The 25,830-nt window shown below is 71.4% G+C and carries 23 protein-coding genes and 5 pseudogenes; 17 read left to right on the top strand and 11 right to left on the bottom strand.

All coding sequences use genetic code 11. The features are described from left to right. Positions 1–790 precede the first annotated feature (790 nt). The 3 genes and pseudogenes from BJF83_RS13260 to BJF83_RS13250 all read left to right on the top strand — a co-directional run bounded on the left by BJF83_RS13260 (position 791) and on the right by BJF83_RS13250 (position 2,712). Positions 791–1,458, top strand: a pseudogene (locus tag BJF83_RS13260) (DUF6230 family protein). 118 nt (positions 1,459–1,576) lie between these two features. Next, positions 1,577–1,861 (top strand): DUF6114 domain-containing protein, encoded by a 285-nt coding sequence (locus BJF83_RS13255; RefSeq protein ID WP_262391518.1) that lies wholly within the window; start codon positions 1,577–1,579, stop codon positions 1,859–1,861. Positions 1,862–2,028: 167 nt separating this feature from the next. After that, positions 2,029–2,712 (top strand): hypothetical protein, encoded by a 684-nt coding sequence (locus BJF83_RS13250; RefSeq protein ID WP_075926539.1) that lies wholly within the window; start codon positions 2,029–2,031, stop codon positions 2,710–2,712. 102 nt (positions 2,713–2,814) lie between these two features. On the opposite strand, the gene BJF83_RS13245 is transcribed toward BJF83_RS13250, so the two are convergent. Continuing rightward, positions 2,815–3,120: a hypothetical protein gene (locus tag BJF83_RS13245; protein ID WP_075926538.1), complete on the bottom strand. Its 306-nt coding sequence runs from the start codon at positions 3,118–3,120 to the stop codon at positions 2,815–2,817. Between the two features lie 90 nt (positions 3,121–3,210). After that, positions 3,211–4,812: a molybdopterin-dependent oxidoreductase gene (locus BJF83_RS13240; RefSeq protein WP_075926537.1), complete on the bottom strand. Its 1,602-nt coding sequence runs from the start codon at positions 4,810–4,812 to the stop codon at positions 3,211–3,213. Positions 4,813–4,970: 158 nt separating this feature from the next. On the opposite strand from BJF83_RS13240, the gene sigK reads away from it, so the two are divergent. From sigK to paaZ, 9 genes and pseudogenes are all read left to right on the top strand, one after another. After that, complete coding sequence (sigK, locus tag BJF83_RS13235) at positions 4,971–5,567, top strand: ECF RNA polymerase sigma factor SigK (protein ID WP_187347141.1); 597 nt, start codon at positions 4,971–4,973, stop codon at positions 5,565–5,567. Further along, positions 5,564–6,361: an anti-sigma factor domain-containing protein gene (locus tag BJF83_RS13230; protein ID WP_075926535.1), complete on the top strand. Its 798-nt coding sequence runs from the start codon at positions 5,564–5,566 to the stop codon at positions 6,359–6,361. Before sigK ends, BJF83_RS13230 begins: the two co-directional genes overlap by 4 nt. 178 nt (positions 6,362–6,539) lie before the next feature. Next, positions 6,540–8,174 (top strand): AMP-binding protein, encoded by a 1,635-nt coding sequence (locus tag BJF83_RS13225; RefSeq protein ID WP_075926534.1) that lies wholly within the window; start codon positions 6,540–6,542, stop codon positions 8,172–8,174. Between the two features lie 67 nt (positions 8,175–8,241). Next, entirely contained in the window at positions 8,242–8,742 is a 501-nt protein-coding gene (locus BJF83_RS13220; protein ID WP_075926533.1) for a MarR family winged helix-turn-helix transcriptional regulator, read from the top strand. Positions 8,743–8,923: 181 nt separating this feature from the next. Then, entirely contained in the window at positions 8,924–9,157 is a 234-nt protein-coding gene (locus BJF83_RS13215) for a hypothetical protein (RefSeq protein WP_075926532.1), read from the top strand. A 300-nt stretch (positions 9,158–9,457) separates the two neighbouring features. Next, a pseudogene (locus BJF83_RS30515) lies at positions 9,458–10,022 on the top strand (SDR family NAD(P)-dependent oxidoreductase); the annotation flags it as partial. Further along, positions 10,017–10,376: pseudogene (locus tag BJF83_RS29100) on the top strand (PucR family transcriptional regulator); the annotation flags it as partial. The pseudogenes BJF83_RS30515 and BJF83_RS29100, both read left to right, overlap by 6 nt. A 97-nt stretch (positions 10,377–10,473) precedes the next feature. Continuing rightward, positions 10,474–11,436, top strand: a complete 963-nt coding sequence (locus BJF83_RS13200; protein ID WP_075926531.1) for an ADP-ribosylglycohydrolase family protein — start codon at positions 10,474–10,476, stop codon at positions 11,434–11,436. A gap of 243 nt (positions 11,437–11,679) precedes the next feature. Next, a pseudogene (gene paaZ / locus BJF83_RS13195) lies at positions 11,680–13,712 on the top strand (phenylacetic acid degradation bifunctional protein PaaZ). Here the strand turns inward: paaZ and BJF83_RS13190 are convergent. After that, positions 13,673–13,990 carry a hypothetical protein gene (locus BJF83_RS13190; protein ID WP_075926530.1) on the bottom strand — a complete coding sequence of 106 codons (318 nt, stop codon included), beginning with the start codon at positions 13,988–13,990 and terminating at the stop codon, positions 13,673–13,675. The pseudogene paaZ and the gene BJF83_RS13190 sit on opposite strands and share 40 nt — an antisense overlap. Before the next feature lie 8 nt (positions 13,991–13,998). Here BJF83_RS13190 and BJF83_RS13185 point away from each other — a divergent pair, with 8 nt between their 5' ends. Beyond that, positions 13,999–14,229 (top strand): MerR family transcriptional regulator, encoded by a 231-nt coding sequence (locus BJF83_RS13185; RefSeq protein ID WP_075926529.1) that lies wholly within the window; start codon positions 13,999–14,001, stop codon positions 14,227–14,229. Positions 14,230–14,325: 96 nt separating this feature from the next. Here BJF83_RS13185 and BJF83_RS13180 read toward each other — a convergent pair whose 3' ends face one another. The 5 genes and pseudogenes from BJF83_RS13180 to BJF83_RS13160 all read right to left on the bottom strand — a co-directional run bounded on the left by BJF83_RS13180 (position 14,326) and on the right by BJF83_RS13160 (position 18,634). Beyond that, entirely contained in the window at positions 14,326–15,693 is a 1,368-nt protein-coding gene (locus BJF83_RS13180) for a dihydrolipoamide acetyltransferase family protein (protein ID WP_075926528.1), read from the bottom strand. Next, complete coding sequence (locus tag BJF83_RS13175; protein ID WP_075926527.1) at positions 15,690–16,682, bottom strand: alpha-ketoacid dehydrogenase subunit beta; 993 nt, start codon at positions 16,680–16,682, stop codon at positions 15,690–15,692. Before BJF83_RS13175 ends, BJF83_RS13180 begins: the two co-directional genes overlap by 4 nt. 1 nt (position 16,683) lies before the next feature. Beyond that, positions 16,684–17,768: pseudogene (gene pdhA, locus BJF83_RS13170) on the bottom strand (pyruvate dehydrogenase (acetyl-transferring) E1 component subunit alpha). A 258-nt stretch (positions 17,769–18,026) separates the two neighbouring features. After that, a complete protein-coding gene (locus BJF83_RS13165) occupies positions 18,027–18,224 on the bottom strand; it encodes a hypothetical protein (protein ID WP_075926526.1) in 198 nt (65 codons plus the stop codon). An 86-nt stretch (positions 18,225–18,310) separates the two neighbouring features. After that, a complete protein-coding gene (locus tag BJF83_RS13160; RefSeq protein WP_143831878.1) occupies positions 18,311–18,634 on the bottom strand; it encodes a hypothetical protein in 324 nt (107 codons plus the stop codon). Positions 18,635–19,070: 436 nt separating this feature from the next. Here BJF83_RS13160 and BJF83_RS13155 point away from each other — a divergent pair, with 436 nt between their 5' ends. After that, the gene (locus BJF83_RS13155; RefSeq protein ID WP_394329333.1) at positions 19,071–19,874 is read left to right on the top strand and encodes a helix-turn-helix domain-containing protein; all 804 of its coding nucleotides are present in this window, start codon (positions 19,071–19,073) and stop codon (positions 19,872–19,874) included. A gap of 12 nt (positions 19,875–19,886) precedes the next feature. Beyond that, positions 19,887–20,081 (top strand): DUF397 domain-containing protein, encoded by a 195-nt coding sequence (locus tag BJF83_RS13150; RefSeq protein WP_075926525.1) that lies wholly within the window; start codon positions 19,887–19,889, stop codon positions 20,079–20,081. 240 nt (positions 20,082–20,321) lie between these two features. On the opposite strand, the gene BJF83_RS13145 is transcribed toward BJF83_RS13150, so the two are convergent. Then, a complete protein-coding gene (locus BJF83_RS13145; RefSeq protein WP_075926524.1) occupies positions 20,322–21,680 on the bottom strand; it encodes an MFS transporter in 1,359 nt (452 codons plus the stop codon). Between the two features lie 461 nt (positions 21,681–22,141). On the opposite strand from BJF83_RS13145, the gene BJF83_RS13140 reads away from it, so the two are divergent. Together BJF83_RS13140 and BJF83_RS13135 are read left to right on the top strand one after the other, a co-directional pair. Beyond that, positions 22,142–22,957, top strand: a complete 816-nt coding sequence (locus BJF83_RS13140) for a hypothetical protein (RefSeq protein WP_075926523.1) — start codon at positions 22,142–22,144, stop codon at positions 22,955–22,957. After that, positions 22,954–24,183 (top strand): glycosyltransferase family 4 protein, encoded by a 1,230-nt coding sequence (locus BJF83_RS13135; RefSeq protein WP_075926522.1) that lies wholly within the window; start codon positions 22,954–22,956, stop codon positions 24,181–24,183. Before BJF83_RS13140 ends, BJF83_RS13135 begins: the two co-directional genes overlap by 4 nt. A gap of 70 nt (positions 24,184–24,253) precedes the next feature. Here BJF83_RS13135 and BJF83_RS29095 read toward each other — a convergent pair whose 3' ends face one another. Both BJF83_RS29095 and BJF83_RS13125 read right to left on the bottom strand, forming a co-directional pair. Then, positions 24,254–24,496, bottom strand: coding sequence for a hypothetical protein (locus BJF83_RS29095; RefSeq protein WP_262391517.1), 243 nt, complete (start codon positions 24,494–24,496; stop codon positions 24,254–24,256). Then, entirely contained in the window at positions 24,481–25,827 is a 1,347-nt protein-coding gene (locus BJF83_RS13125) for a CotH kinase family protein (protein ID WP_262391516.1), read from the bottom strand. Before BJF83_RS13125 ends, BJF83_RS29095 begins: the two co-directional genes overlap by 16 nt. Positions 25,828–25,830 lie beyond the last annotated feature (3 nt).

The following is a 25,830-nucleotide window of genomic DNA, read 5'->3' as shown; positions in this document are numbered from 1 at the left end:
AAACATGGCTTAAAGAAAATCAAACACGCGCTGTTGAGTTCTCAAGAAACAACCGCTCTTCCCGTACAAGCTTCGGACGGTTGATCCTGGTGGATCGTGGTGGATCGTGTGTCCGGTCGCTCTTCCGTGGAAGGCGTCTGCGTTTCCGCTTTGTTGTATCTTTACTTTATCAGGTGTTCCGTGCCCCGCCAAATCGGCGGTTCCGGATCAACCGAACGGGATAAAGCACCCGCTTTGTCAGTCCTCATGCTGAATCGCGCGCCGTTCTCGATCGCGGTCGATCGGTTCTGGAGCGCCCACCGATCCTATCCGCTCCGAGCGCATGCTCGGACCAGTGGGTTCAGTGGAAGGAGTTCGAATCGCGGCCCGGTTTCGGATCGACCCCGTGAGGGCCGCCCGTCGTCCCGCGACGACTCGGAGAACACTACCCCCAGCCTCGCGCACAGGCAAACCGCGACCCCCGTGTCGGCGGTCACCGGCACACGCTGCCCTCCCTTCCCACACATCCCATGCATCGACGAGTTCACCACCGAGCACGCACATGAGGCGCCCAGCTCGCTAGAACCTGTTCTCTTGACCTCTCCAGACAAGCCGAATCCCGTTCGGAAAGTTCCTCAGGATCCCTTGAAATAAGGGATTCCCGCATCCATGATGTGCACAACCACCGGGGGGAACAGATTCTCGTCCGGTACCGCCCCAGCCCACGGGGTGGACTCACATGGGACCGCGTGCCGGAAGTTCGGGGGGACGGCAGGCGCGGCGCGGTCATGCGACACGAGGAAGAACGCGCATGCACACCGCACCCCCTGACGCCGTCGACGGGCCCCTGGACCCCTCGGCCACCGACTCCACCGAACCCACTCCCGAGAGCCACACCAGCTGGAAGCGGTTCGCTCTCTTCGCCCTTCCCGCCGCCGCGGCGGTCGGCGGCATTCTGATCGCCCTGGCCGAGGGGGTGCTCGCCGCGTCCTTCACCGTCTCCGGTCAGGACTTCAAGATCTCCGCGGACGAGCTGCACGGCGAGGGCTTCGTCCAGTACGGATGGCTGAACGCGACAGCCCGGGGCGAAGCGGTCCCGGCCGCCGTCGCGGGGATCCGCGAGGCGGAGATCCACGGGCTCTGCCAGTCGGTGCTCACCGACTTCCCGGTCATCGGCACCCTCTCCCTCACCCTCACCGCCGGCGACCAGGGCACACCGGTCCAAGCCAGCAACCTGATGATCGACATGTCCCAGATGGATGGCGACGCACGGTTCGACGACATCGAGATCGGTCGCGACGCCTCCACACTCGACCGGGGCCCCGCGGGCGCCGGGGCTTCCAGGACACCTTCGGGATGCAGTCCGAGACCATCCACGTCGTCGACCTCCAGCAGACCGCCCGCGCCGCCAGTGCCGGTACCTTCCGGCTCTCCGGGCTGAGCCTCAGCCTGCGCAGCGGGGACGACGAGTGCTTCTGAGGAGGCCGCGGCGGGGAGGGAGCCACCAGCCGGAGAACCCGCGCGGGCCGCGCTCCTGGCGACGGTGGCGCAAGCGACGACCGTTCGCGGGCGGGCTCCTGATCATGCGTCCGGGGTCGTGCTCGCCTCGTTCGTCATCATGCCGGTGGAGCTGATGATCCACACCGGCGTCGGAGGGGTCTCCTCCCTGCTGTTCGGCGGCATGCTCGTCGTGCTCGGTCTCATCACCTGGTTCGCCCCGGACCAGCACGTCGTCACCGGCGCGATGGCGGGCTTCCTCGGCCTGGGAGCACTGGTCCTGTCCAACCTCGGCGGCCTGGTGGCGGGCACCCTCCTGGCCCTGGTCGGCGGTGGCCTCGCCTTCGCCTGGCGACCCGTCGCCCGACCGTCACGCAGAACCTGACCCCGCACCGCCGCGTTCACCGGCCACGCCACAGGACACCGGAGATGCGCGGCGTCACCGCGTTCCCGGTCCCGCCCGGCAAGTCCCGTCCACCTCCTCGGCGCGATCCCGCCCATACCGCTGGGCGCCGCCACGGGCGACGCCCGGACCCACCCAAGGAGTCATCCATGTCGGTTCCCCGACCGAGATCCCGCACCCGCTCCTGGCTCTCCGCCGCCGCGGCGGCCTCCACCGCGGTCCTCGGCCTGGCCTGGGCCGGTACCGCCCAGGCCACGACGGCCGACCCGACCACCGTCGAGCCCGCCGGGGCGGCCTTCGAGGCGTCACTCGCCGGCAGCGCCGTCTTCATCACCGGCAGTGTCGTCATCACCTGCGAGACCTCGTCGACCTCCCCCGGAGGCGGCAACAACCTGGTGCCGGACGCGCCCGACAACCACAACCCGGGCGGCCCGGTCTCCGGCCCGATCAACGCGCCGGAGTTCACAAACTGCTCCACGAACATCATCTTCGTGCGGGCGACCGTGGACGTCGTCGACCCGGTCTGGGAGATGACGATGCAGCACGGAGCTCCCTCCGTGGGCACCATGGTGATCCCCGCCGGAGGCATCGTGGTCACCACGAGAGGGCTCGCCTCGTGCACCGCGACCGTGAGCCCGAACGCCGACGTGCCCATCGCGGGCACGTGGACCAACGGCGACCCGGTCTCGACGCTGGACTTCGACACCACGGCGCCGACCGTCGTCCAGGGCGGCTTCGGCTGCCCGACCAATGTGACCGAGGCCGAGTTCACCGCTACCTACGAGGTGACGAACGCGGACACCCCCTCGGATCCGATCACCGTGACGGGCTGACGCCGCGCCGGCCGTCCGGTCGCGGGTGACACGCCCCCATGCCAGGGAGCCCGGCCCGAACACGGGCCGGGCTCCCCCGAGGCGCCACTCACCGGGAAGTGATCAGTTCTCCCCGTCCATGTCGTCCTCCATCTCGTCGGTCATCTCGTCGTCCATGGAGTCGCCCTCCATCTCGTCCGACATGTCCTCCTCCATGGAGTCGCCCTCCATCTCGTCGGTCATCTCGTCGTCCATGGAGTCATCCTCCATACCGTCGGACATCTCGTCCTCGGCGCCCTCCTCCATCTCCTCGGACTCCACGGAGGACCCGTCGGAGGCCGTGTCGTTGCATGCGGCCATGGTGAGAACGGCCGTGGCGCTGATGGCTCCCGCCATGAGAAGGCGGCGAAGGGTGCTGGCTGAGGGCATGATGAGCTCTTTTCCGTTCTGATCCGTTGTCCGGTCGTCCCTGGGCGGCGGGCGCGCCAGGGGGTTCGTGTGCGCCTCGGCGCGGCGAGGTCAGGAGACGACGACCTCGATCGTGTGGTGGCCGGTGGCTCCGTCTGGGGCCACGGCCGCCCGGTCCGCGGTCTGGGTCCGGCCAGCCCTGTCAGTGGCGCGTACCGAGATCCGGTGCTCTCCCGGCCCGGCGTCCCACTCGTGGACCCACTGGCGCCAGGTGTCGGCCGTGTCCTCCTCGGCCAACGTCGCCTGCCGCCACTCTCCGTCGTCCACGCGAACCTCCACCCGGTCGATCCCCGTGTTCTGCGCCCAGGCCACACCCGCGATCGTGACCGTTCCGGCGGCCACGTCGGCGCGTTCGCGCGGTGTGTCGATCCGGGAATGCGTCTTGATCGGCCCCCGGGCCGACCAGCCCCTCGGGACCCAGTACGCGTCGAAGGCGTCGAAGGTGGTCAACTCGATGTCGACGATCCACTTGCAGGCCGACACGTACCCGTACAGCCCGGGCACGACCATGCGTGCGGGGAACCCGTGGTCGTAGGGGAGCGGCTGGCCGTTCATGCCGATGGCGATCAGGGCGTCGCGGCCGTCCATCACGTCGGCCACGGGCGTGCCGATGGTCATGCCGTCGTCGGACCGCGACACGAGTTGGTCCGCCGGACCGCCGTCCGCAGGCGGGCGCACGCCCGCCTCCTCCAGCAGGGCGGCGAGCGGAACTCCGACCCAGCGCGCGTTGCCCACGTACTCCCCGCCGACCGGGTTGGAGACGCACGCCAGGGTGATGTCCCGTTCGACGAGGTCGTCGCGGGCGAGCAGGTCGGCGTACGTGTACACCCCTTCGCGCGCCCCCAGGCCGTGGACGCGCAGCGACCAGGTGGAGGCGTCCACCCGTGGGATGGAGAGCGCCGTGTCGATCCGGTAGAAGTCCTCGTTCGGGGTGAAGAACGAGGCCAGGCCGTCGATCTCCAGGTCCGCGCCGATCGGGACGGGTACGGCCGCAGACGCGGGCCTGGGCAGGGTGACGTCCTCGCGGACGAGCCCGGCGCCCGCCCCCGACGATGACAGCAGCCGGGCGGCCGTTCCCGCACCCGCCGAAGCCGCGACCGCGGCCCCCGCGAGCAGGGTGAACCTGCGCCGGTCGAACCCTGGGGACTGCTTCTCGGCGGGCTCCTCCGGCGCGGTCTGCTCGCCCTCGGGTGGTGCGGTCGCCGGTCGGGACGCGACCCCCAACAGCCAGAGCAGGACCGCGCCGCACACCGCCGCCCCGGTGAGCGTCGGCAGCGTGTCGAGGATCCCGCTCCCAGGCCGGGTGAGCGCGGCCGCAAGGCCGACGGCCGCGAACGCCGCGATCCCGACGTGGCCGATCCACCGCCGACGCGCCGCGCCCGCGCCCAGCAGCGCGGCGGCGCCCGCCAGGATCACGCCCATGCCGACGAAGAGGGCGATCTTGTCGGCGGTCCCGAACGTGTCGACCGCGAACTGCTTCACCGGTTGCGGTGTGAGGTCGACGACGGCGTCGCCCACCGCCAGGAGCGGGGCCGCGGAGGCTCTGGACAGCAGGGCGCCGACGACCTCGGCCGACGCGAGCGCGGCGCCGGCCGCGACGAGGCCGGCGATCGCTCCCGGAGCGCGTCCGATAGTACGGGTGGTGTCGAACATGCCCTGGGTTCGGAACCGCCCGCGCCGGAGAGACGTGGGCTGCGGTCACGAACTGATAAACATGTTCCGGCCGAGACGTCACCTCACGGCCCACCGCGCCGAATACGGAGGCGACGGCGGCGGGCGGAGAGAGGGTGACCGTGGATCGGGTGAGAGGCATCAGGTTGGAAGGCGCCGGGAGGCCCGGCGGTGGATCCGTGCCGTCGAACGACGAGTTGGCCGGGCTGCTCCGCCAGGCGGCGGTGGGTGACCTGGCGGCGTTCGAACGCGTCTACCGGGAGCTGAGCGGACCCGTCTTCGGGGTGGTGCGCAGGGTCCTCCTGGACGAGGCCCAGTCCGAGGAGGTGGCCCAGGAGGTGTTCCTGGAGGTGTGGCGCCACTGCGCCCGATTCGACCCCGCTCGCGGCAGCGCCCGCTCCTGGGTGTTGACGGTCGCGCACCGGCGGGCCGTCGACCGCGTGCGGTCGGAGCAGGCCGCGACGGAGCGCGCGACCGCGGCGGGACGGTTGGAGCCGGGGGCGACCCCGGCCGACGGCGTGGAGCAGCATGTCGAGACCAGTCTGGAACGCGAGAAGGTGCGGCGTTGTCTGCGCCGCCTCACCGCGCTCCAGCACGACGCCGTTCGGCTCACGTACTACACGGGGTACACGCAGCGGGAGGCGGCCACGCTGTTGGCCGTCCCGCTGACCACGCTGAAGGGGCGTCTGCGGGACGGCCTGATCCGGCTCCGTGACTGCCTGGGGGTGGCCGCATGAGCGACGTGGACATCCACGGGCTGATCGCCGGATACGCGGTGGACGCGCTGGAGGCGGAGGAACGGACCGCCGTGGAGCGTCACCTTCCGGAGTGCGAGGACTGCCGCCGGGACCTGGCGGAGTTCCGGGAGACGCTGGTCAGGCTGGCGTACGCGGAATCCACCCAGCCGTCGGAGGAGCTGTGGACGCGGGTCAGCGCCCTCGCGCGCCGCACGAGACAGGCGCCGCTCCCGCCGAAGGCGGACGGGACGGCGGCGGAGAACGGCCGCGGGGACGGGAGCGTGACCGGGGACCACGGCGGGGACGGGAGCCCCGCCGAGGTCGTGCGGGGCCCCGCACGCTGGTGGCGCGGCCGGCTGCCGTGGCTCGTCGCGGCGGCGTGCGCGTTGGTCGCGGTCATGCTCGGGGCCTCGCTGCTGTCGGTGGACCGCAGCATGGACGAGTCGAGGCGGCACCAGGCCGAGGTCGAGGCGCTGCTGGCGGCTCCGGACACGCACATGCACGAGGGTCCGCTGGGCGAGGGCGCCAGGGCGACGGCCTTCACGTCCTACCAGATGGACGCGCTCATGCTGGTCGTCGACGGACTGCCGGACACTCCGCGCGGAATGCAGTACCAGATGTGGTACGTCGACGAGGACGGCATGCGTTCGGCCGGGATGCTCACGCTGTCGGACGACGGGCGGTACTCGGGCATGGCGCACGACATGGGGACGCCGATCCAGGTGGGGGTCTCCCTGGAGCCGGAGGGCGGCATGCCCGAGCCGAGCGAGCGGCCGATGAAGCTCGATCTCTGACCGCTTCGCGACGGATTGTCGGGAGGTGACAAGCGTGCTCGGTCCGACGCTCACTCCAGGACGGAGAAACCATGCCACCATGTCACCTACGGTCGCAGTACTCCGGGGAGTGGAGTGGCGAAGGCTCACCGGTGCGGCGCGGACCGCTTCGCCCGTCCCCGATCCCTGCGGAGACACCATGGCAGCCGCAAGTCCGTCCGACACCTCCCGCCTGACCCGCACCCTGAGGACGGTGCGGGTGCTCGTCCGATCCGGGGTGATCAGCCCCGGACGCCCCGACCGGATCGTCCGCCAACTGCGCGCGCTGCGCGTCTGGGGCGCGACCATGGCCGGCGCCTACGCCGCCGCGAACGAGCGCGTCCCCGACTCCGTGGCGATCGTCGACGAGCGGGGGACGTTCACCTTCCACGAGATGATCCTGCGCGGGCGCTCCCTCGCCAGGACTCTGCACCACGCGGGCGTGGGCACGGGGTCGCGCGTGGGCGTGCTGTGCCGCAACCACAGTGCCTTCGTGCAGACCGTCATCGCCTGCGGCCGGTTGGGGGCCGACGCCGTCCTGCTCAACACCGGGCTCGCCCCGGGGCAGCTGGCCGCGGCCGCGACGGCGAACCAGGTGGCGGTCCTGGTCCTGGACGAGGAGTTCGACGCGCAGTGCGCGGAGGTGCCGGCCGACGTCACCCGGGTCCGCGCGTGGGGGGACGCCCCGGACGGGGGCCTCCAGGTGCCGTGGGACGCGCGGGAGAGTACGGAGGGCGAACCGGCTCCGCCCGCGCGTCCGGGACGGCTGATCGTCCTCACCTCGGGGACCACGGGCACTCCGAAGGGGGCGCGACGGCCGACGCCCAGGGGGCCGCGGGACGCGGCGGCGATCCTCTCCAGGATCCCGCTGAACTCCGGGGACCGGATCCTCGTCTCGGCCCCGATCTTCCACACGTGGGGGCTGGCGGGCGTCCAGCTGGGCATGACCATGCGGGCGACGTTGGTCATGCGCCGTCGTTTCGATCCCGAGGACGTGCTGCGCACGGTGGAGGATCAGCGGTGCACGGCGCTGTTCGCGGCCCCGGTGATGTTGCGGCGGATCATGGACCTGCCCGCGCGGACGCGGGCGCAATACGACACCTCCTCGCTGCGGGTGGTGGCGTGCAGCGGCTCGGCGATGAGCCCCCGGCTGATCACGGAGTTCATGGACGAGTTCGGGGACGTGCTCTACAACCTGTACGGCTCGACCGAGGTGTCGTGGGCGACCATCGCGACCCCCGAGGACCTGCGGGCCGTGCCGACGACGGCGGGACGCCCCCCGTTGGGGACGCGGGTGCAGATCCTCGACGCGGACGGCGCGCAGGCTCCGACGGGGACGGAGGGTTCGATCTTCGTCGGCAACGACATGCTCTTCGACGGCTACACGAACGGCGCGAGCAAGAACCGCGCGCACGGGCTCATGGAGACGGGTGACCGCGGGCGCCTGGACGCCGACGGGCTGCTGCACGTGTCCGGGCGCGACGACGACATGATCGTCTCGGGCGGGGAGAACGTGTTCCCCCGCCCCGTGGAGGAGGCGATCCTGACGCTGACCTCGGTGAGCGAGGTCGCGGTGACGGGTGTGCCGGACGAGGAGTTCGGGCAGCGGTTCGCGGCGTTCGTCGTGCCCCAGGAGGGCGCGGAGGTGGACCCGGACCAGGTCCGCGCGGTCGTCCGTGCCGAGGTCGGCCGGTTCGCCGTGCCACGCGACGTGGTGCCGCTGGAGGAGTTGCCGCGCAACCCCGCGGGCAAGGTGATGAAGCGGCACCTGCCGACGGACCTTCCCCCGCGGTGACGGCCGACTCGGACACCTCGTGCACGAGGACATCGAGGGCTTTGACATCGCACGCGTGGTAACTACCATGGGTACGGTGTCGGATCGAACCCCTGATCCCGAGGGCGGTTGCCCCCTGCCACCCGTCGACGAGCAAATGTGCTTCGCGCTGTACACCGCAGCGCGGGCCGTCACCAACGTCTATCGGCCCCACCTGGACCCGTTGGGCCTGACCTATCCCCAGTACCTGGTGATGATGCTGTTGTGGGAGCGGGAGGAGTGCTCGGTCAAGGAGATCGGCGCGGTCCTGCAACTCGACTACGGCACACTCACCCCGATGCTGAAGCGCCTGGAGACCCAGGGACTCCTCCGCCGCGACCGTGACCCGGAGGACGAGCGAACCGTCCGGGTCACCGCCACCGACGAGGGCAGGCGGCTGCGTGCCCGCGCCGAGGGCATCCCTGACGCGATCGGTCGCGCGATCGACCTCCCCGGGGACGAGTTCGAGGCCACGCGGCGGTCCCTGGGACGCCTGCGGGCGAACGTGCTCGGGCACGGGGCGGACGTCGCACGGCGGCGGCGTACCTGAGTCTCCGTCGCGCACGTCCGCCGCCGGGGGATGGCGGCGGACGTGCGCGGCGGCGGTGACGGGCACCACGGGGGTCGTGCCCGTCCCTCACGTGTGGGCGGGCCCGCGTGCCCGCCCACGCGCGATCTCCGGATCGGCGCGAACCCCGTACGCGGCGCAGTCTCTGCGTTACCGTGGGGACATGTCGATCTGGGCGTCCGACAACCGCAGCGGGCAGGTGCGCGAGGCCCTGACCATGCTCCTGTCCCAGGGGGTGATCGACGACTTCCGCATCCGCCCCGAGGACGAGTTCCCCTTCCGGGTGCAGATCGCCGCCGGGGTGGTCCCGATGACCGAACACCAGGCCGCGCACTTCGTGCTGGGCGCCACGGTCGCCCACTTCGGGCGCCTGGCACGGGGAGAGAGCACCCTGTGAAGCCTCTCCGGCACTCCACCGGGGCGCCGATGCCCCAGGGGGCGGCGGTGCGTCCGGTGGAGTCGGGTTCGGCGGCCACGCCCGCGACGTCGGTGGGGTGCACGGGAGCCTCCGGGCGCGACGGTGGGGGAGGATTCGGCCGGACCTCGCCCGCAGCCCGACCCCGGCCCTGACACCGGCGACACGTCCGCGCGCCCACCGCGGTCATCCCGCACATGTCCGGTCCGCACACACCTTCGCCCGAGTGTGTGTCCGGGCGGCCCATCCCCTGAGCGACACGCCCGACCTACGTTGCTGGACATGACGACGCACGAGTACCCGTCGCACACGACACGGCGGGCCCCCACACCCCCGACGCGCCCCGCGCCGCCCACGCGTCCGCGTCGACCTGACCGGCAGGACGGCGCTGGTCACCGGTGCGGCCAGCGGCATCGGTCGGGCCTGCGCGCTGCGGCTCCGCGCCGCCGGCGCGACCGTGCGCATGGCGGACCTCGACGGCGGGGCTCTGACGGAGCTGGCCGAACGGGGGGTGGGCGAGGCCGTCGAGATCGACCTCACCGACCTGGACGCCGCCGAGGAGGCCGGGCGCGGCGCGGACATCGTCGTGAACAACGCGGGCGTACAGACGGTCGCCCCCGTCCAGGACTTCCCTCCGCAGCGCTTCTCGTTCATCCTTCGACTCATGGTCGAGTCGCCGTTCCGCGTCGTGCGCGGCGCCCTCCCCCACATGTACGAGCGGGGGTGGGGCCGGGTCGTGAACATCTCCTCGGTGCACGGGCTGCGCGCCTCGCCCTACAAGTCGGCCTACGTGACCGCCAAGCACGGGTTGGAGGGGTTCTCGAAGGTGGTGGCCCTGGAGGGCGCCGTGGCCACCGCGGACGACCTGGGCTTCTCTGGTCTGCTGCTCAGCCAGGACCGGGACATGCCGGGGTTCGTGAGGGCGGCCCTGGGCCCGCTGCTGGACTACGACGCCCGGCGCGGCACACTGCTCGTCCAGACCCTGGGCGCCTACTTCGCGGCCGGGGGCAACCTGTCCCGGGCCAAGGACGACCTGCACATCCACGTGAACACGGTGGCACAGCGCCTGGAGCGGATCGGTCAGCTGATCGGGGCGGACTGGCAGCGCCCCGACCGCGCCCTGGAGCTACACCTCGCCCTGCATTTGCACGGTCTGCTCGACGAGGGCGTGGACCTCCTCGGCGAGCAGGGCGGCGGTTGAGGGGGCGCGTACGAGAAAGCCGATCGTCGCCACCGTGGCGGATCGGGAGGCGTAGGCTTCGGAGGGCCCCACCCCCGAGACGACCGCGAGGCCCACCGTGTCCCTTCCTCCTCCGGGAACCGCTGACGACCGCGCCGTGGGCGTCCTGTTGGGCGCCGCCTGCGGGGACGCGCTGGGCGTTCCCTACGAGTTCCGGCCGCCGCTGCGCGAGGACGAGGCGCCGGAGATGGCGGGCGGCGGGCTCGGCCCCTACGCCCCGGGAGAGTACTCCGACGACACGCAGATGGCGGTGTGCATAGCCGAGACCCTGCGCGACCACGACGATCCGGTCTCGCCCGAGGCGCTGGCCGCGACGGCGCGGGCGTTCCTGCGGTGGCGGAACGAGGGCGCCACCGACATCGGGAACCAGACAGCGCGGGTCCTGGGCGACGCCGAGCACGCCTGGCGGACCGACGGGGTCGCCCGGGTCATGGCGGAGGGGGCGGCGAAGCTGTACGCGTCGGGCGCCCCGAGCGCCGGGAACGGGTCCCTCATGCGCACGGGGCCGCTCGCACTGGCCTACCTCGACGATCCCCGGGGCCTGGCCGCGGCGGCGCGCCGGTACAGCGACCTCACGCACGGCGACCCGCTCGCGGGGGAGGCCTGCGTGCTGTGGTGCGAGGGTGTGCGGCACGCCGTGGTCCACGTCGACCTCGGCGGCGTGCGCGCGGGCCTCGACCTGCTGCCGGCGGACCGGCGCGACGCGTGGTCGGGGTGGTTGGACGAGGCCGAGTCGCGTCCTCCGCACGCGTTCGGCGACAACGGGTTCGTCGTCCGCGCGCTCCAGGCGGCGTGGTCCGCGGTCTCACGGGAGGGCGGGTTCGCGTCGGCGCTGGCGTCCGCCGTGCGCGCCGGGAACGATACGGACACCGTGGCGGCGATCGCCGGTGCGCTGCTGGGCGCGCGTTGGGGCGCCGGGGCGATCCCCGAGGAGTACGTGTCCGCCGTGCACGGGTGGCCCGGGTACCGGGCCGGGGGACTGGCGGACCTGGCGCTGGCCGTCGCCCGTCGGCACGCCTGACCGGGAGTCCGCGGTGGGCTCGGGGCCGTGCCGCGAGACGGCGGGAGTCGACATGTCGACAAAATGATAGATCGTTTGGGCGCGTTCTCCCCGGGTCGTCGACACGGTCGGCCTGTCCGGAACCCCGGCCGCGCGGGTGGGCCCGTGGTGAGAGGGCACGGCTCCCCACCAGTGACTATTTACTGAACGATCGGTCTGTAATACTGTGCGAGCAGACCCACAGCCCGAGGAGAGGACCGTCAGGTGTCCCACACACTGGAGAGCTACGCGCGCGGAGCGTGGTTCACCCCCGAGGACGAGGGCGCGCCGCTGGCCGACGCCAACACCGGCGAGACCGTGGCCCGGATCTCGGCCAACGGACCCGACGTGGCCGGGATGATCGACTACGCGCGGAGCGTGGGCGGCCCCGCGCTGCGCGCGCTCACCTTCCACCAGCGCGCGATCATCCTCAAGCAGCTGGCCGCGTACCTGACCGAGCACAAGGACGAGTTCTACGCGCTGTCCCACCGGACCGGCGCCACCGGCCGCGACACGATGGTCGACGTCGACGGCGGTTTCGGCACGCTCTTCAGCTTCTCCAGCAAGGGGCGGCGCGAGCTGCCCAACTCGACGGTCATCCTCGACGGTCCGGTGGAGCCGCTCAGCCGCCAGGGCACCTTCGTCGGCCAGCACGTGTACACCTCCCGACCCGGGGTGGCCGTGCAGATCAACGCCTTCAACTTCCCCGTATGGGGGATGCTGGAGAAGCTCGCGCCCGCCTTCCTCGCCGGAATGCCCAGCATCGTCAAGCCCGCGAGCCAGACCGCGTACCTGACCGAGGCCGTCGTGCGGCGCATGGTCGAATCCGGTCTCCTGCCGGAAGGCTCGCTCCAGCTCCTCGTGGGCACCCACCGCGGCCTGCTCGACCACCTCGGCCCGCAGGACGTCGTGGGCTTCACGGGCTCGGCCGCGACCGGCGCCCTGCTGCGCGAGCACCCGAACGTCGTGCGCGGCGGAGTCCAGCTCAACGTCGAGGCGGACTCGCTGAACTGCTCGATCCTCGGCCCGGACGTCGGGGTCGAGGACCCTGAGTTCGACCTTTTCGTCAAGCAGGTGGTCACGGAGATGACCGTCAAGGCCGGGCAGAAGTGCACCGCCATCCGCCGCGTGATCGTGCCCCAGTCGATGGCCGACGCCGTCACCGAGGCCGTCTCCGCCCGTCTGTCCGCAGTCGTGGTGGGCGCCGCCGATCACGACGGCGTGCGGATGGGTCCCCTGGCCACCCTCGACCAGCGCGCGGAGGTCACCAAGGCGGTCAGGGCGCTGCTCGCCTCCGCCGACCTCGTCCACGGCGACCTGGACGGGGTCGAGGTCGTGGGCGCCGACGCCGAGACGGGCGCGTTCATGTCGCCGATCCTGCTCCGCGCCCGCCCCGAGGCCGCCGAGCCGCACGAGGTGGAGCCGTTCGGCCCGGTGAGCACCGTGATCGCCTACGAGGACCTGGCCCAGGCGGTCGAGCTGGCCGCCCGGGGGAGGGGCAGCCTGGTCGGGTCGGTCGTCACGCACGACCCGGACGTGGCCCGCGAGGTCGTCCTCGGCCTGGCCCCGTGGCACGGGCGGATCCTCGTGCTCGACCGCGACGACGCCAAGGAGTCCACCGGGCACGGCTCGCCGCTGCCGATGCTGGTGCACGGTGGACCGGGCCGCGCGGGCGGCGGTGAGGAGATGGGCGGCGTGCGCGGCGTCAAGCACCACATGCAGCGCACGGCGATCCAGGCCTCGCCGGACATGCGACCGCGATCACGGGGCACTGGACCACCGGTTCCAGACGCGACGTCGGCGAGGTGCACCCGTTCCGCAAGAACCTCGCCGAGCTGCGGATCGGCGACACGATCGCCTCCGCGGAGCGCACGGTCACGCGCGAGGACATCGACCACTTCGCCGAGTTCACCGGTGACACGTTCTACGCCCACACCGATGAGGAGGCAGCCGCCGCCAACCCGCTGTTCGGCGGGATCGTGGCCCACGGCTACCTGGTGGTCTCGCTCGCCGCGGGGCTGTTCGTCGACCCGGCTCCGGGCCCGGTGCTGGCCAACTTCGGTGTGGACAACCTGCGGTTCCTCACCCCGGTCAAGGAGGGCGAGAGCATCCGGGTGCGACTGACCGCCAAGCAGATCACGCCCCGCACGAACGCCGACTACGGTGAGGTCCGCTGGGACGCGCTGGTCACGAACGAACGCGACGAGCCGGTCGCCACCTACGACGTTCTCACGCTGGTCGCGAAGGGCGACGAGTAGCCGAGTCGCCGAGTCGCCGGATCGGCATGTCGACAGGGCGCCCCGCCACCGTCTCCACGGTGGCGGGGCGCACCGTCGTCCGGGCGTCGCGGAGGGTCAGCCTCCGGCGCCGGGCGCCGGGCGGGGAACCCGTGGACACGGGAGGCCAGCACCACGACCAGCACGGGGGCCAGCAGGACGGGCAGGACCCAGGGCAGGGCCGCCGGTCCAAGGCCCGCGAGCAGCACCCCGGCGGGCAGGGTCTCGGTGAGGGCCGTGACGAAGACGGCGGTGGTCAAGGCCAGCAGTGCGGCGAGGGGGAGGCGGTCGGTCGATCGGGGCCGGGAGCCGGTGTCGGATCCTGCCCTGTCTGGACCGGCCCAGGTCCATCCACTTCCCCGACGCCACCCCGGAGATGCTCGCCCTGCTGGAGCACGAGCGTGACCGGATGTCCCAGCGCATCGCCTGCCTGTCCAGGAACAGGAACGCCATCTCCGAGTACCTGGAGGCCGTACGCGACGGGAGCCCGCCACGGTAGTGAGATGGGACCGCCCCGGCGCGGGACTGCGAGACGGAGAACGGTGACAGGCGGGCGCGGGGTGCCGACTCCCCGGGGCGCCCGGTCGGCGCCCGCCTACAGCTGGGCGATGGCCTTCGCGGGGTTCTCCATGGCGTCGGCGACCACGCGCATGAAGCCCGCCGCCGTGCCGCCGTCGCAGACGCGGTGGTCGAAGGCGAAGGACAGCTGCGTGATCTTGCGGGCGGTCAGCTCGCCGTCCACGATCCACGGGCGGTCCATGATCCGGCCCAGCCCGAGGATGGCGACCTGGGGGTGGTTGATGATGGCGGCGCTGCCGTCCACGCGCAGTGAACCGTAGTTGTTCAGGGTGAACGTCCCGCCGGTCATCTCCGCCGAGGTGGCCCTGCCCTCGCGGGCGGCGGCCGTCAGTCGCCGGATCTCCCGGTCCAGTTCGGCCGTGGTCATCCGGTGGGCGCCCAGGACGGCGGGCGCGACCAGACCCCGTTCGGTCTGGACGGCCAGGCCCAGGTTCACGCCGTCGTACCGGACGAGTTCGCCGCGCTCGGCGTCGACCAGGCCGTTGAGCTCCGGATGGGCACGCAGGCCCGCGACCACGAAGCGCGCCACGTAGGACAGCAGGCCCGGGCCGTCGGGGTCGGAGCGCCGCAGACGGACCAGTTCGGTGGCGTCCACGTCGACCCAGACCGTGGCCTCCGGGATCTCCCGGCGGCTGCGGGACAGGGAGTCGGCGACGGCCTTGCGGAAACCGCTCATCGGGACGCGGAGGGCCTCGGCCAAACCGGTGCGCGGATCTGTGGCGCCCGCGTCGGTCGGCGCGGGCGCGGCGGTCGACACCGGGGTCGGGGCCTGCCCCGCCTCGATCGCGGCGCGCACGTCCGCCCGGGTGATGAGCCCGCCGGGGCCGCTGCCGGTGACCGAGGCGATCGCCAGTCCCGCCTCGCGCGCCAACTGTCGGACCAGCGGCGAGGTCACCAGCGGCGGGCGCGTGCTGGTCGTCGGGGAGACCGGAGCCGTCGCCCGACCGGGTGCGGGCGGCCTGTTCCTGGGCCTGCGCCGCCGTCCGGCGACCTGCTGCTCGGGGGTGCCGTACCCGATGAGCACGTTGCCCGACCCGGTTCCGGCCCGCTCCTCCTCTCGGTAGCGTTCACCCTCCGGCGAGACCTCGGCCGCGGTCGCGGACACCGTCCGCGGCGCGACCGGAGCGGGGGACTCCGTCTCCCCGGCGTCGGCCACGCTGATCAGGGGAGTCCCCACCGCGAGGACCGTGCCCTCAGCGCCGTGCAGTTCGCTGACCGTCCCGGCGAACGGCGAGGGGACCTCCACGATCGACTTCGCGGTCTCCACCTCGACGACGGGTTGGTCGATCGCCACGGTGTCGCCGACCGCGACGAGCCATCTGACCACCTCGGCCTCGGTCAGCCCCTCGCCGAGGTCGGGAAGGTCGAAGGTCCGGATGCTCACTGGTCCTCCCATTGCAGGTCGTCGACGGCGTCGAGGATGCGGTCCACGCTGGGCAGTTGGAAGCGCTCCAGCTTGGGCGGGGGGTAGGGGATGTCGAACCCGGTGACCCGGCGCACCGGCGCGGCCAGCGAGTGGAAGCAGCGCTCGGTCACGCGGGCGACGATCTCCGAGGCGACGCTGGCGTACCCGCTCGCCTCGGCGACCACGACCGCCCGGCCGGTGGAGCGGACGGCCTCGCACACGGTCGCGTCGTCGAAGGGGACGAGGGACCGCGCGTCGACCACCTGGAGACTGCGGCCCTCCCGGGCGGCGGCGTCCGCGGCCTCCAGCGCGGTCGGCACCGAGGGGCCGTAGGCGATGAGGGTCGCGTCGGTGCCGGGGCGGCGGACGACGGCGGTGCCGATGCCCGGCTCCGGGACGGACAGGTCGACCTCCTCCTTGCCCCAGTACAGCTTCTTCGGTTCGAGGAAGACGACGGGGTCCGGGGAGGCGATGGCCTCGCGCAGGAGGAAGTAGGCGTCGGCGACGGTGGACGGGGTGACGACGGTCAGGCCCGGGGTGTGCGCGTAGTAGGCCTCGGAGGAGTCGCAGTGGTGCTCGACGCCCCCGATCCCGCCCGCGTAGGGGACTCGGATGACCATCGGCAGCCCGACCCGTCCCCGGGTGCGGTTGCGGGTCTTGGCGACGTGGCTGACGATCTGTTCGAAGGCCGGGTAGGCGAAGGCGTCGAACTGCATCTCGACCACCGGCCGCATGCCGTTCATCGCCATGCCCACGGCCATGCCGACGATCCCGGACTCGGCGAGCGGGGTGTCGAAACAGCGCTGGTCGCCGAACTCGTCGGTGAGGCCGTCGGTGATCCGGAAGACGCCGCCGAGGGGGCCGACGTCCTCGCCGAAGACGTACACGCTCTCGTCCTCGGCCATGGCGTCGCGCAGGGCCCGGTTGAGCGCCTGGGCCATGGTGAGCTTGGTGGGATCCGTCGCCATGTCAGTGGCCCTCTCGGCTCAGTTCGTCGGCCAGCACGGCGGCCTGTTCGGCCAGCTGGGGAGTGGGGGCGGAGAACACGTGCGCGAACAGCTCGGCGGGCTCGGGCTCGGTGTCGCGGGCCAGCCCCTCGCGCATGGCGGCGGCCACGCCCTCCGCGCGCTCGGTGATCTCTGTCTGGCGTGCCTTGGTGAGGACCCGCCTGCGTTTGAGGTAGGCCTCCATGCGCAGGAGCGGGTCGCGGGCCACCCACGGGTCGACCTCGTCGTCGCTGCGGTAGCGCGTGGCGTCGTCGGCGTTGGTGTGCGCCTGCATGCGGTAGGTGTGCGCCTCCACCAGTTGGGGGCCCTCGCCGGAGCGGGCGGCGGCGACCGCCCGGTCGAGGACGGAGAGCACGGCCGCGGTGTCGTTGCCGTCGACGCGGTGTCCGGGCACGCCGTACCCGACGCCTTGTGGGCGAGGGAGGGGGCAGCGGTCTGCCGGGACAGGGGGACGGAGATCGCGTACTCGTTGTTCTGCACGAAGAAGACGACGGGCGCGGCGAAGACGGCGGCGAAGTTGAGCGCCTCGTGGAAGTCGCCCTCGCTGGTGGCGCCGTCGCCGCACAGGGCCATGACGACGGTGTCCTCGCCGCGCAGCCGGGCCGCGTGGGCGACGCCGACGGCGTGCGGGAGCTGGGTTGCCAAGGGGGTGGCCTGGGGGGCGACCCGGTGTGCGTAGGGGTCGTATCCCGCGTGCCAGTCGCCCTTGAGGAGGGTGAGGACCTCGACGGGGTCGACGCCCCGCGCGACAATCGCGGCGGTGTCACGGTAAGTGGGGAACAGCCAGTCGCCGTCGGCCAGGGCGAGGGCGGCGCCTGTCTGGCACGCCTCCTGCCCGTGGGAGGAGGGGTAGACGGCCAGTCGTCCCTGGCGGACGAGCGCACCGGCCTGGTCGTTGACGCGGCGGCCGATCACCAGGGAGGCGTACGCGGCGAGGAGGCGGTCCGTGTCCGGGAACGGCAGCTCCGCGCCGGACACGCGCCGTCCGGTCTCGTCGAGCAGCCGCAGCGGCTGCTCGGAGGGAAGATGGTCCTGGCCACCAGCCATGCTCCAACCTCCTGGTTCGGGGTGAGGTGTACAGAGACATGGTGGTGTTTTGGGCCATATGTTCGCCAGTGACCAGGAGAACTCAAGAAGATGTCGCAAAAATGATCCGGTTCATGCACATTTCGTCCAGATATGTGACTCGGAACACCGACCATGGTGGACGAGTGGCCGGGGTCACTGCCTGGGGAAGGAGGTGCCACGCGCAACGCGGGCGTCTCACCTGCGGCCCGCCCCACGGCGACGTCCCGTGCCAGCCCATCAGTCGCCCCACTCAACGCCCTCGAACGGTCCGGGCACCCTCTCGCCGCGTGCACGCAGGAACTCCTCCCACTCGCGACGGAACTTGAGCGCCCGCGTCTGAGCGTCCTGCTGACGCCGCTCCCCGGGCGTGAGCGGGCTGTCGGGTGGCACCAGGCGGCTGCCCCGGCGGTACGGCTCCTTCTGGCGGGGGCACATGCGCGGCCTCCTCTGTGTCCGTGTCCTCGTGGGTGGAGCCGCGCCCCGGGCAGGAAGGGCGGAAGGGAAGCCCGGGCGCGGCGGTCTCAACCCTCCCGCCCCGCCCGGCCGGGGGCGCGCGGGTGGGCGTTGCGGTACAGCCGCGCCTCCAACTGCTCCGGGGTCGGCTCCACCTCGGTGCGCCACGCGACGTAGGGGGAGTAGGCGGTGGCCATCCACAACGAGCCCGTCCACACGATCCGGTAGGCGTGCTCCCACCGCTCCCGGAGCCGGGCCAACGTCGTCGCGGGCGGCTCCCAACGCTCCCCTCGGGCGTCCTCGTGGTCCCCGTCGTGGTCGGCGCCGAGCACGCACGGCCGGGTGAACCCGGACGGGTCGAGCCGGACCACACGGCAGGTCGTGGACTTCATGCCGCGACCACCTCCCGCCGCTCCCGGAGAACCGACGGGGCCAGGAGCACGGTCACGGCCCGGTCGACCGCGGCGGCCCGCCGGCGACGAGCAGTGTGAGCGACGGCGCGGGCGATCAGCACGCGAACGACGGGGACGAGGGCGGGTGGCGCAAGGCGCACCTCCTGGTCGGGATGCCGGATGGAAGGTCCGGCGGGCGTCTACTGCCACCATCGTCGCCGAATGCGCATGAAACCGCAAGATGCGTTTTTAAATCGCATGCGACAATCTGAAGCGCTACTGATCTCTCTCATCGAAGGATGCGCTGAATGTCTGAAAATGCGGCACGGAGCGTAGGCTCGAAGCGTCAACGCAGTTCAGCCCGAACCAAGAGGAGCGACGAGTTGGCAGCGAGCCCTACCCTGCGCCGTCGGCGCTCGCGCGTCAGCTACTACGCCTGCGCGAAGAGGCTGGGCTCACAGCCAAGCAGGCCGCGACCGAGGCGAAGAAGCGTGCCCCAGACCGGAGCTGGTTCGAAGCCAAGGTGACTCGGATCGAGAAGAGGAAGATCGTCCGGGTACGGGACACCGACCTCCAGACCTTGCTGGACATCTACGGCGTCACCGACGCTGATGAGCGAGAGGCGTACCGCAGGCTCGCCCGAGAAGCCGCGAAGAGCGGGTGGTGGGTGGGGTACCGCGACATCCTCGGCGCGGGGACATACGTCGACCTGGAGACCGAGGCGGCACGCGTTCGCACATACCAGGTTCTTCACCTTCCTGGCCTGCTCCAGACGGAGGAGTATGCCACCGCCATGATCCGCGCCGGAGGCGTCACCGACGAGGACGAGCTGGAGCGCCGCGTCGAGGTGCGGATGATGCGGCAGCACATACTGGCTCGCTCCGACGCCCCGCGCTTGTGGGCCGTGATCGACGAATCGGCGTTCCGCAAGATCCCCGAGGACGTCGCGGCTGGCCAGCTTCGCCACCTGATCGACGTGCAGCGACCGTCGCTGCGCGTGCAGGTCCTTCCTGACTCCGTGGGCCCGCACGCGGCCATGGATGGCAGCTTCGTCATCCTCGACTTCCCGCGAGACCCCTCCGCCGTGTACGTCGAGCAGACGGGCGGGAGCGCGCTACTCGTCGAGGATCCGGAGCAGATTACGCTTTATGAAACGGTGCTCGACCACGTGCAAGCCGCCGCGCTGAGCGTGGACGATTCTCGCGCGTGGCTGGAGCATCGCCTACGCCAGCTCGATTAGAGGACACCGACGATGGTTACCAGCAGCACATCCCACCTGCACTTCCGTAAGTCCAGCTACTCCAGCGCCAAGGGGCAGGACTGTGTCGAGGTCGCCGACCTCCCCGCCGGAACCGCCGTGCGCGACTCCGTGCACCCCAGCGCCGGGCACCTGTCCTTCCCCAGCGGCGAGTGGGTAGCCCTGCTCATGTCCGCGACGCGCCCCTAGCGGCAAGACGAAGGCCCCGGTCTGTCGACCGGGGCCTTGTCCATGCTTGCCAGAAGCATAGCCCGCGCCGAGTCTACCGAGCGGACGGGATCCGTCCGCAACGCGGTCGACGTTTCACGTGAAACAGACCGGTCGACACGACGAGAAGTCGACACGGCCACACGCCGACAGGACGACGGGGCGACACGACGACGGGGCGGGGACAATCGCCCCCGCCCCGCGTCACCGCGCCGGAGCGCCTCACACCGCGGCGTCGTCACCCACGTTCAGGTCGACGCCCTTCGGTTCCCTCACCAGCGTGACCGCCACGAACGAGACCGCCGAGGCCACCACGATGTAGGCCCCGATGGTCCAGGACACGCCGAACCGGGTGAGCAGGAGTTCCGCGATCATCGGGGCGAACGCGCCGCCGATGATCGCACCGAGCGCGTACCCGATCGAGACGCCCGAGTAGCGGACCGCAGCCGGGAACATCTCCGCGTACAGCGCCGCCTGAGGACCGTAGCTCAGGCCCATGCCGAGCGTGAAGACGAACACCCCGGTGAAGTAGCCGACGATGCTGCCCGTGTCGATGAGCAGCCACATCGGCACGGACCAGAGGGCGAGCATGGCGTAGCCGATCTGGAACGTGCGCACACGGCCGATCCTGTCGCTGAGCCACCCGCCGTAGAGCGTGGACACAAGCCAGCCGAACGAGGCGAGCGTGGTGGCGAGCAGCACCGGACCGCGCTCCATGCCCAGACCCAGTTCCGCCTCCGGCCGGGAGGCGTAGGTGGCGACGAAGGCGATGACCAGGTACCCGGCGGCGTTGTTGGCCAGGAAGATCAGGGCCGACAGGACCACCTCGCGGGTGTTGCCACGAAAGAGTCGGCGCAGCGGGGTGGAGGCGGTGGCGCTGATCTCCCGCATCGACTGGAAGATCGGCGACTCCTCGACGGACTTGCGGATCAGGTGGCCGACGATGATGAGCAGGAAGGACAGCAGGAAGGGGATCCGCCAGCCCCACTCGACGAAGGCGTCGGGGCCGATGGCGGTGGTGATCACCCACACCACGAAGGTCGCGAGGATCATGCCGCAGGGCACGCCGATCTGCGGGTAGGCGCCGAACAGGCCTCGCCGGGTGACGGGGGCGTGCTCGACGGACATCAGGGCCGCGCCGCCCCACTCGCCGCCCGCGGAGAAGCCCTGGAGCATACGCAGGACGATGAGCAGCACGGGAGCCGCGACACCGATCTGGGCGTAGGTGGGCAGCGCTCCGATGAGGAACGTGGACAGGCCCATGAGGACGAGGGTGCCGACCAGGACCTGCTTGCGCCCGAACCGGTCTCCGAGGAAGCCAGCGACGATGGCGCCTAGGGGCCGGAACAGGAACGAGATGCCGATGGTGGCGAAGGACAGCACCTGGGCGACGCCGGGGTTGGCCTCGGAAAGCGGGGCGAGGAACAGCGGGGCGAGAACGATCCCGGCCGCCTGTGCGTAGATGAAGAAGTCGTACCACTCGATGGTGGTGCCGACCATGGTGCCGGCGAGGACGCGGCGTCTCTCCCGCTGTTCTGTTGCGGTGCCTGCGGGTGCGACCTGGGGATCGGAAGATGCCATGGGTACTCCGTTTACTCTCGACCGGCCCACGCGGAGCCGGATCTGACCTCGGACCCTCGACCGGTGGGTGCCAGGACGAGGGCGCCGAGCCGGTGATGAGTCCGATGACACGATCCCATGTGACACAGTCCACTTTTCGCTCGGGGTGGGCTTTTCCGCAGGTCGAAGAACACGAACTGACCGAACGGTCGGTGGGGCGACGGGTCCGGCGGGCGACGGAGCGCGGGAAAAGCCCTGCTCAGAGCCGATCGGAAGGCGGTAAGGCAAAGAAATCCGCCACACGGTGAACCACCGTGGGCGAGAACCGCAATAGCTGACTTAGGTCAACAGAAGATCATATCTGCAATCTTTGTCACGCATCACTCCTCCCCGCTCACCTGGAGTGATGCGGAGCGTCGCGGGCCACGCGCGAGGATGTTCGTCATCCCGGGTGGACCCGCCAGGATTCCTGGGGAGGATCAGTGCGCGCCGAACTCAGTCGGATCACCGCGAGGGACGAGTTGGAACTGCGCCTCGCTGCCGACGAGGATGACGCCGGGGCGGGACTGGCCCTGGTGCGGAGTGAGACAGCAGGGGACCCGGTACCGGTCACCGACGTGGAGCGGGAGGGCAGGGTCGTCCGCGCCAGGCTCGCCGACCTCGCGTTGGAGGAAGGGACCTGGGACGTCGTGTCGGTCGATCGGTCGGGGTCCGCGATGCCGGTCCTGACCCGTGACTCGGGGCTGAGCCTGAGGCGCCGGGTCGACTACGTTCGACATCCGCGTACACGCGACCTGCGTGCGATGCGCGACCCGCGGGGGCGGTTGCGGCTCGTGTCGGCCAGCGTCACGCCGTACGCCGAGGTGGAGTGGGTCGAGGTCACTCCCGAGGCGGTCACCGTCTCGGGCTTCCTCGCCTACGCGCCCGGCCGGGACGGCGCGGCGACCGGCGAGGTCGTCGCCCGCCAGCGCGGACTCACGGGGGTGGAGACCGCTCCCGCACGGCTCGACGGCGACCGTTTCGCGTGCGCGATCCCGTTGCCGCCGCTCGCCCGGGCCTTTCAGCCCATGCGCAGGCACAACGAGTGGGACCTGTGGCTGCGCCTTCCCGAGGACGAGCCGGAGTTGCGGCTCGCCTCGCACGCGGACGACGTCGTCGGCAAGAAGGGCAAGGTCGTCTACACCGGTGTCGACCTGGCCGGAGGCGAGGCGGACACCACGGTCCGGATCCGGCCGTACTACACGGTCAGGGACGAGTTCTCCCTGCTCGCCAACGCGCGGAACGGGGGTGCGGCGTGAAGATCGCCTTCCTCATCGCCAACGGCTACGGGATGGGCGGCACGATCCGCACGGTCTTCAACCTCGCCGAGGGGTTGTCCGCCCACCACGAGGTGGAGATCGTCAGCCTCGTGCGGCACACGGACTCGCCGTTCTTCCCCGTCCCCGACGGGGTCGGGCTACGCGCCCTGAGCACGGCCGGAAACGCCGCCGAGCCGGGGCCCCGCACCTCCTCCGGCCTGGGCGGTCTCCTGCTCAACCAGCGCACGCTCACCCGGCTGGTCACCGAGCCGGAGGCGGGTCGGTCGAACTTCTTCACCGCGCGGTCCGTGGCGGGGCTGCGCCGCTACCTGCGGCGGACGAGCGCGGACGTCGTCATCGGCACCCGCCCCGGCCTCAACCTGCTGCTGTCCCGATGGGCGCCGGAGCGCGTCCTCGCCATCGGCCAGGAGCACGTCAACCTGGCCAACCACGACGAGCGGCTCCGGGCGGCCATCGCGCACGTGTACCCCCGACTCGACGGGATGACCGTGCTCACCGAGGCCGACCGTAGGGCCTACCTGGGCCTGCTCGGCGCCGATCCGGACTGGCTGTCTGCGATGCCCAACCCCCTGCCCACCCGCGACTACCCGCGCTCGACGCAGGACAACCCGATCATCGTCGGCGCCGGCCGCATGGCCCCCGTCAAGCAGTACCCCAAGCTCATGGAGGCGTTCGCGGTCGTGGCGCGAGCGCACCCCGAGTGGCGGCTGCGCATCTACGGCGGCGGGAAGCTGGACAGGCGGCTGCGCGCGAAGATCGTCGAACTGGGACTGAGCAACCAGGTCACACTCATGGGGCGGACGAAGGACATCGCCGGAGAACTGGCCAAGGCGTCGCTGCTCGCGGTCAGTTCGCGGGTGGAGGGGTTCGGGATGACCATCGTCGAAGGCCTCTCGGTGGGCGTCCCGGCGGTCAGCTTCGACTGCCCGCACGGGCCTGGGGAGATCATCGAGCACGGCCGCAACGGCCTGCTCGTCCCCGACCAGGACGTGGACGCGCTCGCGGCGGGGCTGCTGAGACTGGTCGAGGACCGGGACGAGCGGCTGCGGATGGGCGCGGCTGCGGTCGAGGCCGCCGCCGCCTACGCCATGGAACCGGTGGTCGAGCGCTGGAACGCCTTCCTGTCCGACCGGTCGGCGGCCAAGGAACCCGGTCGACGGGCGCGACGCGTCCGTGGCGGGGCGCCGCCCGGCGCCGCCGCCTGAGCCTGTCGGCGCCGCCGCCCCGGAACCCGATGCCGCGGCGGCGGAACCGTGTCGGCGCGTTGCGCCGCCCTCAGGTGGACGTCGCCGGGGAGCCCGTGTCGGTCGTGGCGGCGTCCGGGTCCCGGGCGCGTCCCCGAGCCTGCCCGGCCCCGGGCAGTGCGGCCTCCTGCGGGGTCTGCGCGACGGCGGCGACCGACGCCGTCAACTGTTCCCCGGCTGCGGCAGCACCCTCGTCCCCCGCGGCCAGTGCCCTCGCCGTGACCTCCTCGACCAGGTCGTCCGCGGTGCCGCTGGCGATCAAAGCGTCATACATGTCGGCGTAGGCCCGCAGGTACGTCTCCTCGAAGTCGGGGTCGGCCAGGAACCGCTCCTTGAGTTCCCCGCTGCCTCTGCGGTCCTCGGACATCGCGTCCCGCTCCCCACCCTCGGCGACTCCCCACCCTCCGGAGGCATCCCGCCCTCCGGAGGCATCACGCCCTCCGGGCCCCGCTGACCCTCCAGTCCCCCCGACGAACGCGCTTGCGGTGACACGGCCGTGTCCTCGGCCGCCCCGAGTCCCGGACTCCGCGCGACGAAGGCCCCGTTCAGGTCCCACGACAACACGGTGAACCGCTCGGCGGCGGTGTCGTACCAGAGGTAGTAGTTGTTGCCGGGGCCGTCCATGGCGTCGCCGTTGGAGATGAGGTCCTGCATCGCCAGATACCGCGCGAAGGACTCGGTGTCCAGATACGCGTCCAGTTCCTGGGCGAACTCCTCGTCGTCCGCCTCCTCGACGAACCGCAGCAGGTCGATCACCGGTTGCAGGTCGTATCCTCCCTCGTCGTTGATCTGCTCGTAGACGTCGTCGTAGTCGGTGGGGTCCTGCCCGAGGTAGGCCATCGAACCTCCGGCCCGTGCCTTGTAGAGGACCCCGTCGCCGAGGCTGTCCGCCCACTGCGCGTCGGGAGCGTCCAGGAGGATGCGGGGCGCCGCGTCACCGCCGTTGACGGTGACCGAGGCGAAGGTGTGGTCCTGGGTCGTCTGCCCGTCCGCCTCCGTCAGCTCCAGGGCCAGGGCCTCGTTCAGGGCGGTGTCCGAGGTCGAGGTGGCCGGACGCAAGGCGATCTCGGTGTGCCCCTGGTAGGCACGGCCCTCGACGTACTCGTCGAAGCTGATCAGCCACGGCAGCGTCTCGGGAGCATCGTCCGAGAGCGCGACCTTGCCGGGGCCCACCTCGGCGTCGTCCTGCCCGTCGTCCGTCCGCAGACTGAACAGGGTCGAGTTGCCCTTGAGCCGGACTCCGACGTCTGGGACGGCGGTGCCGTCGATCACGACGTCCGCCCGGATGAACTCCTTCTCCCCGTCCTCACGGAAGGTCTCCATCATCTCTTCGTACTCGGACTGGTCGAACGTCAGCTCGATCTCGTGCGTGTCCGCGCCGAAGAGGTCGGCGCTGCCCGCGACGTCCTCGACGACGGTGTCCGCCGAGACGAGTTCGGAGGTGACGTAGGGGCGGACCCGGGTCTCGCCGAACGCCAGGACCAGGACAGCGAGGCCCGCCAGCACCGCCGCGGCGGGCTTCCAGTGCTGGCGCAGCCGGACCGGTATCCGGTGGCGCGCGCGGTTGGACCGGGTCAGGCGCGCAGACGGGTCGTCGGCGGCCATCGC

Origin of the sequence: Nocardiopsis sp. CNR-923, from assembly GCF_001942255.1 — a bacterium.
Taxonomy (GTDB): Bacteria; Actinomycetota; Actinomycetes; order Streptosporangiales; family Streptosporangiaceae; genus Nocardiopsis.
Note: the sequence above shows the minus strand (reverse complement) of the source record. Positions and strands in the feature narration are given on the sequence as shown.